This is a genomic window from Microbacterium sp. OR21 (genome assembly GCF_047306785.1).
Taxonomy (GTDB): domain Bacteria; phylum Actinomycetota; class Actinomycetes; order Actinomycetales; family Microbacteriaceae; genus Microbacterium; species Microbacterium esteraromaticum_E.
In genome coordinates this window covers 565871-579021 of sequence record NZ_JAZEXJ010000001.1, presented here as the reverse complement: position 1 = coordinate 579021, position 13151 = coordinate 565871, and the positions used below count along the sequence as shown (strand labels likewise).

The 13151-nt window shown below is 72.0% G+C and carries 12 protein-coding genes and 1 pseudogene; 9 read left to right on the top strand and 4 right to left on the bottom strand.

Annotation, left to right across the window (positions count from 1 at the left end; genetic code table 11):
* The first annotated feature begins 174 nt into the window (after positions 1 to 174).
* The 3 genes from V2S04_RS02720 to V2S04_RS02710 all read left to right on the top strand — a co-directional run bounded on the left by V2S04_RS02720 (position 175) and on the right by V2S04_RS02710 (position 4142).
* Complete coding sequence (locus V2S04_RS02720) at positions 175 to 1182, top strand: hydroxyacid dehydrogenase (protein ID WP_413636978.1); 1008 nt, start codon at positions 175 to 177, stop codon at positions 1180 to 1182.
* Positions 1179 to 3125, top strand: coding sequence for a DUF2264 domain-containing protein (locus V2S04_RS02715; protein ID WP_413636977.1), 1947 nt, complete (start codon positions 1179 to 1181; stop codon positions 3123 to 3125). The genes V2S04_RS02720 and V2S04_RS02715 overlap by 4 nt, the downstream gene beginning before the upstream one ends.
* 186 nt (positions 3126 to 3311) lie before the next feature.
* The gene (locus V2S04_RS02710) at positions 3312 to 4142 is read left to right on the top strand and encodes a formylglycine-generating enzyme family protein (protein ID WP_413637278.1); all 831 of its coding nucleotides are present in this window, start codon (positions 3312 to 3314) and stop codon (positions 4140 to 4142) included.
* Positions 4143 to 4149: 7 nt separating this feature from the next.
* Here V2S04_RS02710 and V2S04_RS02705 read toward each other — a convergent pair whose 3' ends face one another.
* Together V2S04_RS02705 and V2S04_RS02700 are read right to left on the bottom strand one after the other, a co-directional pair.
* On the bottom strand, positions 4150 to 4503 hold the full coding sequence (locus V2S04_RS02705; protein WP_413636976.1) for a DUF202 domain-containing protein: 354 nt from the start codon (positions 4501 to 4503) through the stop codon (positions 4150 to 4152).
* A 7-nt stretch (positions 4504 to 4510) separates the two neighbouring features.
* The gene (locus tag V2S04_RS02700; RefSeq protein WP_413636975.1) at positions 4511 to 4879 is read right to left on the bottom strand and encodes a YidH family protein; all 369 of its coding nucleotides are present in this window, start codon (positions 4877 to 4879) and stop codon (positions 4511 to 4513) included.
* 62 nt (positions 4880 to 4941) lie between these two features.
* On the opposite strand from V2S04_RS02700, the gene V2S04_RS02695 reads away from it, so the two are divergent.
* Positions 4942 to 5964 (top strand): zinc-dependent alcohol dehydrogenase family protein, encoded by a 1023-nt coding sequence (locus V2S04_RS02695; RefSeq protein ID WP_413636974.1) that lies wholly within the window; start codon positions 4942 to 4944, stop codon positions 5962 to 5964.
* A 25-nt stretch (positions 5965 to 5989) separates the two neighbouring features.
* Here V2S04_RS02695 and V2S04_RS02690 read toward each other — a convergent pair whose 3' ends face one another.
* Positions 5990 to 6964 (bottom strand): LacI family DNA-binding transcriptional regulator, encoded by a 975-nt coding sequence (locus tag V2S04_RS02690; RefSeq protein WP_413636973.1) that lies wholly within the window; start codon positions 6962 to 6964, stop codon positions 5990 to 5992.
* 73 nt (positions 6965 to 7037) lie between these two features.
* Here V2S04_RS02690 and galT point away from each other — a divergent pair, with 73 nt between their 5' ends.
* The 4 genes from galT to V2S04_RS02670 are packed head-to-tail and all read left to right on the top strand — an operon-like array spanning position 7038 to position 11003.
* Complete coding sequence (gene galT, locus V2S04_RS02685) at positions 7038 to 8222, top strand: galactose-1-phosphate uridylyltransferase (protein ID WP_413636972.1); 1185 nt, start codon at positions 7038 to 7040, stop codon at positions 8220 to 8222.
* Positions 8219 to 9400 (top strand): galactokinase, encoded by a 1182-nt coding sequence (galK, locus tag V2S04_RS02680; RefSeq protein ID WP_413636971.1) that lies wholly within the window; start codon positions 8219 to 8221, stop codon positions 9398 to 9400. Before galT ends, galK begins: the two co-directional genes overlap by 4 nt.
* Positions 9401 to 9458: 58 nt before the next feature.
* The gene (gene galE / locus V2S04_RS02675) at positions 9459 to 10436 is read left to right on the top strand and encodes a UDP-glucose 4-epimerase GalE (protein WP_340086053.1); all 978 of its coding nucleotides are present in this window, start codon (positions 9459 to 9461) and stop codon (positions 10434 to 10436) included.
* 57 nt (positions 10437 to 10493) lie between these two features.
* Positions 10494 to 11003 (top strand): N-acetyltransferase family protein, encoded by a 510-nt coding sequence (locus tag V2S04_RS02670; protein ID WP_413636970.1) that lies wholly within the window; start codon positions 10494 to 10496, stop codon positions 11001 to 11003.
* 1 nt (position 11004) lies between these two features.
* Here the strand turns inward: V2S04_RS02670 and V2S04_RS02665 are convergent.
* Positions 11005 to 11625: pseudogene (locus V2S04_RS02665) on the bottom strand (aldehyde dehydrogenase family protein); the annotation flags it as partial.
* A gap of 34 nt (positions 11626 to 11659) precedes the next feature.
* Between V2S04_RS02665 and V2S04_RS02660 the strand changes: the two are divergent.
* Positions 11660 to 13111, top strand: coding sequence for a carboxylesterase/lipase family protein (locus tag V2S04_RS02660; RefSeq protein WP_413636969.1), 1452 nt, complete (start codon positions 11660 to 11662; stop codon positions 13109 to 13111).
* The last annotated feature ends 40 nt before the right edge of the window (positions 13112 to 13151 follow it).

The following is a 13151-nucleotide window of genomic DNA, read 5'->3' as shown; positions in this document are numbered from 1 at the left end:
TCCTGGAAAATGGTTGATCTTCGTCAACGATACACGAATAGTTGACGTTCAGCAACCATTGCGCAAGTGCAACCATTCCTCTCGTCGGCTTGCGCCGGCCCCTGCTGAAGGCTTCACTGGACGCAGAACCCAGCAAGCGGTTTCCCGCCGCCCGGCCCGTACAGAGAGCACGCCATGAACCCCTCTCGCCCCCGCGCGCACGCCGCCATGGACGCCGATGTCTTCGCGCTGCTGTTCGACCACGCGCGCCGCGAACGGTTCGGTCGGCTGGCGGACGTCGCCGGACGGATGCTGATCACCGACCTCGATTCGGCCGAGCAGGACGACCTGCTGACCGACGTCGAGGTGCTCATCACCTCGTGGGGTGCCCCGCAGCTCGACGCGGCCCGCCTCGAGCACATGCCGCGACTGCGCGCCGTGCTGCACGCGGCCGGCAGCGTGCAGCATCTCGTGTCGGACGAGTTCTGGGCACGCGGCATCCGCCTCACCTCCGCCGCGGAGGCGAACGCCGTGCCGGTCGCCGAATTCACCCTCGGCGCCATCCTGCTCGCCGGCAAGCGCACCTTCACTCACCTGCGCTCGGAGCACGACGACGCCTGGAACGCGTGGAACGAGCGCCGGATCGGCAACGTCGACCGCACAGTGGGCATCGTCGGCTTCTCGCGCATCGGACGACGCGTGGTCGAGCTGCTGCGCCCGTTCGACGGCATCCGCACCCTGGTCGCCGATCCGTTCGCCGACGCCGAGACGGTCGCCGCCGCGGGCGGCCGGCTGGTCGCGCTCGACGAGCTGCTGCCTCAGGTCGACGTGCTCTCGCTGCACGCGCCCGCGCTGCCGGAGACGCGGCATCTCATCGCCGCAGCGCAGCTGGCCGCCCTGCCCGACGGCGCCACGGTGATCAACACCGCCCGGGGTGCGCTGATCGACCATGCCGCCCTGCTCGCCGAGTGCCGCTCGGGAAGGCTCGACGCCGTGCTCGACGTCACCGATCCCGAGCCTCTGCCGGCGGATGCCGAGCTGCGGCGGCTGCCCAACGTCGCGATCACCCCCCACATCGCCGGCTCCCTCGGAACCGAGGCGCGCCGCCTGGCGGACGCCGCCCTCGACGAGCTGCAGGCGTACGTCGTGGGGGCGGCGCCCCGGCATCCGGTGACGCGGGCCGAGCTGGTATTCAGCGCATGATCGCCCTGCCCGCCGACGACCGCGCACTCTCGCCCTACACGGGCTGGACTCGCAGCCACTGGCTCACCGTCGCCGACACCATCCTCGACGGCGCCGCCCGGCACGCCAGCCCGTCGCTCTCGCTCATCCGCTATCCCGGCGTCCCCGGCGGTCTCGGCCGCGACATCGACCACCTCGAGGGGTTCACCCGCACGTTCATGCTCGCCGCGTTCCGCATCGCGGGCGATCTGCACGGCACGACCGACCTCGCCGAGCGATACGCGCGCGGCATCGCGGCCGGCGTCGACCCCGCGCACCCCGAGCGCTGGGTGCGCGTCGACGAGCACCCGCAGGCCAAGGTCGAGGCGGCGGCGCTCGCGGTCGGCCTGCATCTGACCCGCGAAACGGTCTGGTCGCGGCTCGACGAGCGCGCCCGGCGCCAGACGATCGAGTACCTGTCGGCCTTCATCGGCGGCACCTACCCGCAGAACAACTGGGCCTGGTTCCGCCTCATGGTCTCGTTCTTCCTGCAGAGCGTGGGCGGACCGTACTCCGAGGCCGACCGCGAGCAGGACTTCGCGCTGCTCGACTCGTTCGACCTGCCCGGCGGGTGGATCGCAGACGGCGTCGGCCGCAACTTCGATCACTACTGCGGCTGGGCGCTGCCGTTCTACCCGATGATCTGGGCGCAGATGGTCGCCGACGAACCTCGTCATGCCGCTCGCGTCGAGCGGTACCGCACCCGCCTCGACGACTATCTCGACGACGCGCTGCACCTGATCGGCGCCGACGGCGCTCCGCTGCTGCAGGGCCGCAGTCTGACCTACCGCTTCGCGACCGCAGCTCCCGCCTGGGCGGCGGCGCTGCACGGCCGGTCGCGGCACGAACCAGGGCTGCTGCGGCGCGCGGCGAGTGGGCAGGCGCGTCATTTCGTCGAGCGAGGGGCGCCGGATGCCGACGGGATCCTCACTCTCGGCTGGCACCGCCCCTGGCGTCCGATCGCGCAGAACTACTCGGGACTCGGCTCGCCGTACTGGGCGGCGAAGGGCATGCTGGGGCTCGCGCTGCCCGCCGATCACGCCGTGTGGTCGGCTGTCGAGCGTCCTCTGCCGATCGATCGGGGGCCGTTCGCGCGCGTGATCGGTGCGCCGGGCTGGCTGGCATCCGGGACCCGCGACGGCGTGGTGCGCATCGTGAACCACGGCACCGATCACCGCGTCGAGGGTTCGCTGGAGCCGGACGCCCCGCTCTACGCGAAGTTCGGCTACTCGACGGCGACGGCACCGGTGCTCGATGGCTCAGGCGTGACCGCGCCGGTCGACGGCGCCGTCGCCGTGATGCGCGACGGGCTGCCCAGTCACCGCTCCGGCTTCCTGCGCGGCGATGTGCGCGCGCTCGACCCGACGACGCTCATCGGCTCGTCCCGCTCGCTCGCGCACTGGCCGATCGGGTTCGCGCTCGCCTCCGATCACGGCGTGAGCCACCACGACGGGCGCACCGAGACGGGGCCGTGGATCGACACGGTGTCGGTGCTGCGCGGCGCGTGGGAGGTGCGGTTCGTGCGCGTTCGGGACGCATCGGATGACGCCCATGCGCTGCGATCCGGCGACGCGCTGCGCGTCGGAGGCTGGGCGCTGACCGCACCCGACCTCGAGACCCGCGGCCCCTCCTGGGCGACCGGTGCGCGTCTGGCCACCCGGGTGATGACCCTCGATGCGACTGCCGAGGCGAGCGCCGGCGTCCTCGAGCAGGACGACGTGACGCCGCTCGACGGACGCACTGCCGTGCCGTGGGTGCAGGTCATCCCGGTCGCGGGAGCCTGGCATCCGTTCGCGATCGCGCTCGGCGCCGCCGAGGAGGTCGCCGAAGCGCCGCAGCTCGATGCCGACGGCATCCGCTGGCCAGACGGAGCCACCACCGCCCTGCCAAATCTCGACCGGGTCGTCGCACGCGACAGGCCCTGATCGGCCGCGAGTAGGCTCGATGACAGAACGCCGCGGCGCCCGGCGCGGCCGGAAGGACGTCTCGTGGAAGCTGAGTGCTCGTGCGGTTGCGGCACGCCGTCACGATCGGTCTTCGGCACGGTGAGCGTGCGGCCGGGAGCCGCGCGCGCCGACAGCCCGTCGCAGCACACGATCCCGCAGGCGCTGATCCCCGCCGGATCCTTCGTGATGGGAGACTCCTCTGGCGACCGGAACGCCGCCGACGGCGAGGTGCCGCTGCACCGGGTGACGCTGGCGGCCTTCTCGATCGACACCACCAGCGTGACCAACGACGACTTCGCCCGCTTCGTCGACGCCACCGGCTACCGCACCGAGGCCGAGCAGTTCGGCTTCTCGGCGGTGTTCCACCTCGCCCTCGCCGCCGACGAGCAGGACGTCGTCGGCCGTCCGCCGCAGACCCCGTGGTGGCTCGGCGTGAAGGGAGCCGATTGGCGGCATCCGGGTGGAGGCCGCTCGGACATCGACGGGCTCGGCGACCACCCCGTGGTGCACATCAGCTGGAACGACGCGCAGGCCTACTGCGACTGGGCAGGACGCCGCCTGCCGACCGAGGCCGAGTGGGAGTACGCCGCGCGCGGCGGGCTCGAGCAGAAGAAGTACCCGTGGGGTGACGAGAAGATCGACGAGGGGGGCTGGCGCACCAACATCTGGCAGGGCGAGTTCCCCCGCGTGAACACCCTCGACGACGGCTGGCTGACGACCGCGCCGGTGCGCTCGTTCGAGCCCAACGGCTACGGACTCTGGCAGATGGTCGGCAACGTCTGGGAGTGGGCATCCGACTGGTTCTCGCCGCGGTACTACGGCGACTCGCCGCTGCAGGATCCCGCCGGGCCGGCGAGCGGGCAGTCGCGCGTGCTGCGCGGCGGCAGCTACCTGTGCCACTCGTCGTACTGCAACCGCTACCGCAACTCGGCGCGCTCGCAGAACACGCCGGATTCGTCGATGGGCAACGCCGGGTTCCGCACGGTCGCTCGCTGAGCCCGCGTCAGAAGGCCACGCTGAGCGTGGCGGCGAGCCCCAGCATCCCGGCCGTCGCCACTCCTGCCGCGATCAGCCCCAGCGCGACCGCCCCGCCGATGCGCGGCTCGCGACCGCCCTGCACCTGGACCATGAAGGCGCGGTGACGGCGGCGCGAGGTCAGCCACAGGGCGGATGCCGCGATCAGTCCGATCATCCCCGGCACGATCCACACGACTCCGTCGAGCCACACCGGAAGCAGACGCAGCGAGACGAGCGAGCCGAGCGCGAGAGACAGCGCCGTGCGCCGCCACGACAGCGACGTGCGCTCGAGCTGCAGTCCCGCGTCGAACGGCCCGCGCCGCGACTCGGGGCCGGTCATCGACCGCTCATCGCAACACGGCCAGCAGCACGAGCACACCCGAGGCGACGACGGCGAGGGCCAGCACGATGCCGGTGGGCGGGTGCGGCAGCGGGCGCCCGAGGCGCATCGCGCGCTCGACCCGCGACCACTCGAACCAGGCGATCACGGGCAGCACGATGCCGGTGACGATCAGCACGAGCGATGCGGCCAGGCGCAGCGGTGCGTACATGTCGAGCGCGAGCGCCTCCAGCGCCACACCACCGGCGATGAGGGCGAGCGCCGTGCGCGTCCAGGCGAGGAAGGTGCGCTCGTTCGCGAGCGAGAAGCGCACATCGGGCTCGCTGCCGTGGCGGAAGACCGAGCGCGGGAATCTGCGGTCAGGGCTCGAGTTCACCCGCCCATCCTAATCGCGCGGAATCGCTCGCAATCCGCGTCGCGGAGTGGTGAAGTGGATGCATGCGCGCAGTCATCATGCACTCCCCCGGCGATGTCCGGGTCGAGGACGTCCCGGTCCCGCAGCTCGTTGAGCCGACGGACGCCATCATCCGTGTCGACGCAGCCTGCATCTGCGGCTCCGATCTCTGGCCGTACCGCGGCATCTCGCCGGTGAAGCGCCCCACCCGGATGGGGCACGAGTACATCGGCATCGTCGAGCAGATCGGCTCCGAGGTGCGCGACATCCAGGTCGGCGACTTCGTGGTCGGCTCGTTCATGGCATCCGACAACACGTGTGAGATCTGCCGCGCGGGGTACCAGTCGCGGTGCATCCACGTCGTCGGGATGGGCTCGATCGGAACGCAGGCCGAGTACGCCCGCATCCCATGGGCCGACGGCACGCTGGTCAAGGTGACCGGCGAGATCACCCCGCAGCGGCGACGCAGCCTGCTCGCCGCCTCCGACGTGCTCGGCACCGGCTGGTTCGCGGCCGTGGCCGCCGAGGCCGGGCCCGGGAAGACGGTCGCCGTGGTCGGCGACGGCGCGGTCGGCCTGCTCGGCATCCTCGCCGCCTCGCAGCTGGGTGCCGAGCGGATCATCGCCATGTCGCGGCACGAGGATCGCCAGGCCCTCGCCCGCCGCTTCGGCGCGACCGACATCGTCGAGGAGCGCGGGGATGCCGGCGTCGCGGCGATCAAGAAGATGACCTCCGGCTACGGGGCGCACTCCACGATCGAGGCCGTCGGCACTCAGGAGGCGATGGAGCAGGCCATCCGCTCCACCCGCGCCGGCGGGCACGTCGGCTTCGTCGGCGTCTCGCACGGCGTGAGCCTGGACGGGCAGGAGCTGTTCCTCTCGGGCATCCATCTGCACGGCGGCCCGGCACCGGTGCGCCGCTTCCTGCCCGAGTTGATCGACGCGATCATGAACGACGAGATCGACCCGGGCGCGGTGTTCGACCGGACCCTGCCGTTCGACGCGGCAGCCGAGGGCTACCGGGCGATGGACGAGCGTCGCGCCATCAAGGTGATGCTCGAGTTCTGACGCCCGTCACCGCTCCGGGTTCAGATCAGGAGCTCGCCCGGCGGACGAGCGTCGTGGCGAGCATCAGGTCGGCGGGGTGCTCCCCCTCGATCCACGACACCAGGCGGCCCACGGCCTGCTCGCCGAGCACGTCGAAGTCCTGGCGCACGGTCGTCAGCGGGGGCTGGAACTGCGCGGCGTCGGCGATGTCGTCGAATCCGATCACGGCGACGTCGTCGGGCACGCGGCGGCCGGACTCGGCGAGCGCCCGCAGCGCACCGAGCGCCATCTGGTCGTTCGCGGCGAAGATCGCGGTGACGCCGGATGCCGGCATCCGGCGCACCAGGTCGTGTCCGGATGCCGCGCTCCAGTCGCCCCGCGCGACCTCGGGCGGCTCGATGCCTGCGGCGGCGAGCGCCTCCCGCCAGCCGCGCTCGCGTTCCGCGGCCGCGAACGATCCGGCGGGGCCTGCGAGGTGATGCACCGCGGCGTGCCCGCTGGCCAGCAGATGCTCGGTCGCGGCTCGCGCCCCTGCGGCGTGGTCGGTGCCGACGACTGTGAAGCGCTCATCCGGCGGGGAGTCGATGACGACCAGGCGGAGGCCGGCGGATGCCGCGTCGCGGGCCAGCGCGGTGGCCTCGTTCAGCACGATGGCGCCGTCGACGCCCTGATCGCGCAGTCGGTCGAAGGCGTCGTCGATGTCGGCGTCCGCGCCCAGGGTGAGCACGGTGAGCGCGTAGCCGCGGGATGCGGCGGCCTCTGCCACCGCCTGCAGCATGCGGGAGTTGCCGACCGTGGCGAGGGTCTGCGCGACGAGACCGAGGGTCTGCGTCCGGCCGGTGCGCAGAGCGCGGGCCGCGCGATTGGGCCGGTAGCCGAGTTCGGCCATCGCCTTTTCGACCCGCGCCCTGGTCTGCGGGTCGACGCGGGGGCTGTCGTTCGCGACGCGTGACACGGTCTGACCCGAGACCCCGGCTCGCTGGGCGACCATCGACATCGACACGCGCGTGGGCTGCGGCATCCGCTCTCCTCCGACTCGCCGGCACAACTCCGGAGTGTTGACGTTACCACGGTCGGCGCGGTACCGTGTTGACGTGAACACAGCAGAATCTCCGGAGTCGCGGATCGACGAGCTCGGCGCGGGTGTCGTCAAGCGCAGCACCCGCCTGGCCGACGGCCGCGAGCTGTTCTATTACGACGACCCCGGCACGACGCTGAGCGCCGAGCGCGCCGTCGACGCCCGTACGCTCGACGCGCGTCCCGACACCGCCACTATGCGTCAGGACATCCTCACCGGCGACTGGATCACCTTCGCCACCAAGCGCCAGAACCGGGTCATGATGCCCGGCGCCGACGCCGACCCGCTGGCCCCGCAGACGCCGGCCAACCCGTCCGAGGTGCCGGCCCGCTACGACGTCGCGGTGTTCGAGAACCGCTCCCCCGCGTTCGGCCCTGCCCTGAACGAGGCCGTCGGCGGCGTGCCGGCCGCGAAGAACCCCACCCGCGGGCTGGATGATCTCTCCGTGCTCGGAATCGGTCGCACCCGCACGAGCATCGGCCGCTGCGAGGTCGTCTGCTTCAGCCCCGACCACGAGGGCTCCTTCGGCACGCAGAGCGTCACCCGCGCACGCACGGTGATCGAGGCGTGGGCCGACCGCACCGCGGCGCTGTCGGCGCTGCCGGGCATCCAGCAGGTCTTCCCGTTCGAGAACCGCGGCGAGGCGATCGGCGTGACCCTGCCCCACCCGCACGGCCAGATCTATTCCTACCCCTACGTGACCCCGCGCACCCAGCGGCTGCTCGACAGCATCGACCGCACCGCGCCCGACCTGATGGCCAGGGTGCTCGAGTCCGAGCGAGACTCCGACCGGGTCGTGCTGCAGGGCGAGCACTGGACGGCCTTCGTGCCGTTCGCCGCCCGCTGGCCGCTCGAGGTGCAGCTGATGCCGCACCGTCACGCGCCCGACTTCGCCGCGCTGACCGACGCCGAGCGCGACGAGCTCGCGCCGCTCTACCTCCGTCTGCTGCGCGGGGTGGATGCCCTCTACTCCACGCCCACGCCGTACATCGCCGCCTGGCACCAGGCCCCCGTGCAGACCGGTCGCGACACGGTGCGCATGCGACTCGAGCTGACCAGCCCGCGCCGCGCGGAGGACAAGCTGAAGTTCCTCGCCGGCTCCGAGGCGGCGATGGGCGCATGGACCGCCGAGATCCTTCCCGAGGTGGCCGCCGAGCGCCTCCGCACCGCCATCGAATCCGTACCTGAGGTCACCGCATGAGCGCTCTTGACGCCGCCCGCACGCTGTTCGTCGAACTCACCGGCAGCGCACCGGAGGGCGTCTGGTCCGCCCCCGGGCGGGTGAACCTCATCGGCGAGCACACCGACTACAACGAGGGCTTCGTGCTGCCGTTCGCGATCCCTCAGCGCACCTTCGCCGCGGCGGGGCTGCGCGACGACGACCGCATCAGGATCGCCTCGACCTTCGCCGACGAGCCGGTGGAGGTCGCGCTGGCCGATCTCGGGACGCTCTTCCCGACGCCCTCGGGCGCCGAGCCCGGGGTGCCGGAGTGGTCGGCGTACGCACTCGGCGTGGCGTGGGCGATCGGGCTGGCGGGCGCCGCGGCTCCGAGCCGCGGCGTCGACATCGCGATCGCCTCCGACGTGCCGGTCGGCGCCGGGCTGTCGTCGTCCGCCGCGATCGAGGGAGCCGTGGCATCCGCTCTCGACGACCTGTGGGATCTCGGGCTCGACCGGGTGACCCTGGCGCAGGTCGGCCGTCGTGCCGAGAACGAGGCGGTCGGGGCCCCCACCGGGATCATGGATCAGATGGCCTCGATGCTCGGCCGCCCGGATGCGGCGACCTTCATCGACTGCCGCACGCTCGCCACCGAATCGGTGCCCACGGGCTTCACCGCAGAGGGCCTCGAGGTGCTGATCATCGACACGCAGGTGAAGCACTCGCACTCCACCGGCGGGTACCGCGAGCGTCGCGACGCCTGCGAACGAGGCGCCGCACTGCTCGGCTTCGGCTCGTTGCGCGACGCCGACGCCTCCGATCTGGCGCGCGCCGCGGAGCTGATGGACGACGTCACGTTCCGGCGGGTGCGCCACGTGATCACCGAGAACCAGCGAGTGCTCGACACGGTGCGCGTGCTCGCCGCAGACGGGCCGCGTGCGATCGGCGAGCTGCTGGTCGCCTCGCACGCCTCGATGCGCGACGACTTCGAGATCTCGGTCGCCGAGCTCGACCTCGCGGTCGAGACGGCGCTGGCCCAGGGCGCCGTCGGCGCGCGCATGACCGGCGGCGGCTTCGGCGGCGCGGCGATCGCGCTGGTCGAGCGCGAGGCCGTCGCGCAGATCGCGGATGCCGTGACGCGGGCGTTCGCGGATGCCGGTTTCGCGGCGCCGCACGTGTTCACGGTGCACCCGGCGGACGGTCCGCACCGCGACGCCTGACCGAATGTTGAGCACATCCTCGACCCGGCCCGCGCCCGCGGGACCCGAAAGGAGACCCATGTCCTGGCTCGTCACCGGCGGTGCCGGCTACATCGGATCGCACGTCGTGCGCGCTCTGTCGACAGCCGGCCTCACGCCGGTCGTGCTCGACGACCTCTCCAGCGGACGCCCGTCGTTCGTTCCCGAGGGCGTCGCCCTGGTCGAGGGCAGCATCCTCGACCGCGACCTCGTCGAGCGCGCGCTGCGCGAGCACGCGGTGCAGGGTGTCATCCACGTGGCCGGGTTCAAGTACGCCGGCGTCTCGGTCGAGCGCCCGCTGCACACCTACGCGCAGAACGTCGAGGGCACCCGGGTGATCCTTGAGGCCATGGCCGCCGCCGGGGTTGCGAACATCGTGTTCTCGTCGAGCGCCGCGGTGTTCGGCACACCCGACGTCGACCTCGTCGTCGAAGACACCCCGAAGCGCCCCGCGAGCCCGTACGGCGAGTCGAAGCTGATCGGCGAGTGGCTGCTGCGCGATCAGGCGATCGCGACCGCGGCATCCGCGACGCCCCTCCGGCACACCTCGCTGCGCTACTTCAACGTCGTCGGATCGGCCGATCCCGGCGTCTACGACGTGAGCCCGCACAACCTGTTCCCGATCGTGTTCGAGGCGCTGCTCGACGGGCGCACCCCCGCGATCTTCGGCGACGACTACAGCACCCCCGACGGCACCAATGTGCGCGACTACGTGCACGTCGGCGACATCGCCGCGGCGCACGTCGTGGCCGCCCAGCGGCTGGCGAACGGCGACACGATCGAGCCGGCGTACAACCTCGGCTCGGGCGACGGCCTCAGCGTGAAGCAGATCATGGATGCCATGGTGCGCGTCACCGGCATCGAGTTCGAGCCCGCCGTCGGCCCTCGTCGCCCCGGCGATCCCGACCGCATCGTCGCCACCGGAGAGCTGGCGGCCCGCGACCTGGACTGGCGGATGCGCTACACGGTCGACGAGATGGTGCGCACCGGCTGGGAGGCCCGTCGCGCCGCCGGCTGACCCCACCCACCCCTCGCGGTGCGTCGGTTCGGGGGTGTCGGCTGACAGGATGGATGGATGCTGATCCGCCCTGCGACGGTCGACGACGCGCACGACCTCGCCGTCGTGCACGTGCGCTCCTGGCAGCAGGCCTACCTCGGGCTGATGCCCCAGGCGGTGCTCGACCGCCTGTCGATCGCCGAGCGCGAGGCCGGGTGGGCGCGACTGCTGACCGAGACCCCGCGCGCCTCGCAGACGATCGTCGCCGAGCACGACAGCGCGATCGCCGGATGGGCGAGCTACGGCGCCGCTCGGGACGAGCATGCGTCCGGGTCGGGTGAGCTGTGGGGCATCTACGCGCATCCGGACGCCTGGTCGACCGGCGTCGGGCACGCGCTGCTCACCGCCGTGGAGCAGGCGCTGCGCGCCGACGGCCACGAGACGGCGTACCTCTGGGTGCTCGAGGGCAACGAACGGGCGGCGCGGTTCTACGAACGACACCGCTGGGCATCCGACGGCGCGCACAAGGTCGACACCCGCCCGGGTCTCGTGCTGCACGAGCGGCGCCACGTGAAGCGTCTCTCCTGAATCAGTCGAGGGCGGTCATCACGTGCTTGATGCGCGTGTAGTCGTCGAACCCGTACTGCGAGAGGTCCTTGCCGTAGCCGGAGTGCTTGAAGCCCCCGTGCGGCATGTCCGAGATGAAGGGGATGTGCGTGTTCACCCACACGCATCCGAAGTCGAGGTCGCGGGTGAAGCGCATCGCGCGGGTGTGGTCGCGGGTGAAGACCGAGGCGGCGAGCGCGTAGCGGACGCCGTTCGCCATCTCGAGCGCCTCGTCGTCAGTGTCGAACGACTGCACGGTGAGCACCGGGCCGAAGATCTCGTTCTGCACGGCCTCGTCGTCCTGCCGCGTGCCTGAGACGATGGTCGGCTCGAAGAACCAGCCCTTCTCGCCCTGCCGTCGACCGCCGGTCTCGATCGTCGCGTGAGCCGGCAGCCGGTCGATGAAGCCCTGCACCTGGGCGAGCTGCGCAGCGCTCGAGAGCGGGCCGAACAGCACGCCCTCCTCGCGCGGCCCACCGGTGCGGGCGTGCGTGCGCGTGCGCTCGACCAGTGCACGCACCAGCTCGTCGTGCACCGATGCGTGAGCGATCACGCGGGTCGCTGCTGTGCAGTCCTGTCCGGCGTTGAAGAACGCGGCGGTGACCGCTGGACCAGGCGCCGGTCGATACGCTGATGCCGTGGAGCACGAGTCGCAGGCAGAGACGGCACAGACAGCGGAGGGGCCGGTGCGGGGCATCCGGCGCCCCGACGGGTCGCTCGCGTTCCTCGGCATCCCGTACGCGGCACCGCCCACCGGCCGTCGGCGCTTCCTGCCGCCGCAGCCGGTCACCCCGTGGACCGAGCCGCTGGATGCCACCCAGTACGGTGCGACGCCGCAGCGCCGCGAGGAGCCGAATGCGATCATCCCCGAGCCGAGCATCCCCGGCACGGCGACACTGAACCTCAACGTCTTCACCCCGTCGCTCACCGGCTCCCGCCCGGTGCTCGTGTGGATCCACGGCGGAGGCTACTCGTCGGGATCGTCTGCCAGCCCCTGGTACGACGGTCGCGCGTTCGTCCGCGACGGCGTCGTCGTGGTGGCGATCTCGTACCGCCTCGGCTTCGACGGCTTCGGTGTCATCGACGGCGCGCCCGACAACCGCGGGGTGCGCGACTGGATCGCCGCTCTCGAGTGGGTGCAGCGCAGCGTCGCCGGCTTCGGCGGCGACCCGTCGCGCGTGACGATCGCCGGGCAGTCCGCCGGCGGCGGGGCCGTGCTCACGCTGATCGGGATGCCCGGGGCGCAGCACCTGTTCCGCGCGGGCTTCTCGATCAGCGGCGCACTCGGCGACCTGCCCCGCGAGCTCGCTCGGCGGCGCAGTGAGCGGCTGGCGTCGATGGTCGGATGCCAGCCGACCCTGCAGGGTTTCCGCGGCGTGAAGGAACGCGAGCTCACCAGGCGCCAGTACGAGGCATCCCTGCTCGGCAGGACCGGCCTCGCCGCGACCACCGCCACCCTCGCCGACGGACTGCCGTGGGGACCGGTGATCGACGGCGACCTGATCGCCCGCGGGACGGTCGAGTCGTACGCCGCCGGCGTCGGCGCCGACAAGCCGCTGCTGCTCGGCGCGACCGACGACGAGTTCACGATGGTCTTCGACAGCGCCCCGCGCTTCCTGCGGTGGGTGCCGGTGCCGCTCGCGCTGCTGATCGTCGAGAAGACCCATGCGCTGCGCCGCCGCTGGCGCCGCGCTAATCGCGGCCGGCGCGGAGCCGGTGCGGCGCTGGGCCGCTTCGTCACCGATCGCGTGTTCCGCTCGCTCGTCGTGCGGGTGGCCGAGACGCGGCGGGATGCCCGCACCTGGACCTATCGCTTCGCCTGGGCGTCGCCGACGAACGGCTGGTCGTACCACTGCCTCGACGTGCCGTTCTGGTTCGACTGCCTCGACGACCCGCATGTCGCGCGCATCGCGGGCGGGGCCCCGCCGCAGCGGCTCGCCGATGAGATGCACGCCGCCGCCGTCGCGTTCGTGAAGAACACGGATCCGGGATGGCCGGCCTGGCGCACCGAACCCGGGATGACGAGGGTGTTCGGCGACCAACCGGCACTGTCGCGCTCGGCCTACGACGACGCTCTCCCGCTGGTCTGATTCACGGCGCCGTGAAGATGCGCAATCACCATTGATTCCT

Coding starts and splice junctions, on each gene's coding strand:
- galE (WP_340086053.1), top strand. CDS start 9,459: ATGTCCTGGCTCGTCACCGGCGGTGCCGGCTACATCGGATCGCACGTC.
- galK (WP_413636971.1), top strand. CDS start 8,219: ATGAGCGCTCTTGACGCCGCCCGCACGCTGTTCGTCGAACTCACCGGC.
- V2S04_RS02715 (WP_413636977.1), top strand. CDS start 1,179: ATGATCGCCCTGCCCGCCGACGACCGCGCACTCTCGCCCTACACGGGC.
- V2S04_RS02720 (WP_413636978.1), top strand. CDS start 175: ATGAACCCCTCTCGCCCCCGCGCGCACGCCGCCATGGACGCCGATGTC.
- V2S04_RS02690 (WP_413636973.1), bottom strand. CDS start 6,964: ATGCCGCAGCCCACGCGCGTGTCGATGTCGATGGTCGCCCAGCGAGCC.
- V2S04_RS02695 (WP_413636974.1), top strand. CDS start 4,942: ATGCGCGCAGTCATCATGCACTCCCCCGGCGATGTCCGGGTCGAGGAC.
- V2S04_RS02705 (WP_413636976.1), bottom strand. CDS start 4,503: ATGACCGGCCCCGAGTCGCGGCGCGGGCCGTTCGACGCGGGACTGCAG.
- V2S04_RS02670 (WP_413636970.1), top strand. CDS start 10,494: ATGCTGATCCGCCCTGCGACGGTCGACGACGCGCACGACCTCGCCGTC.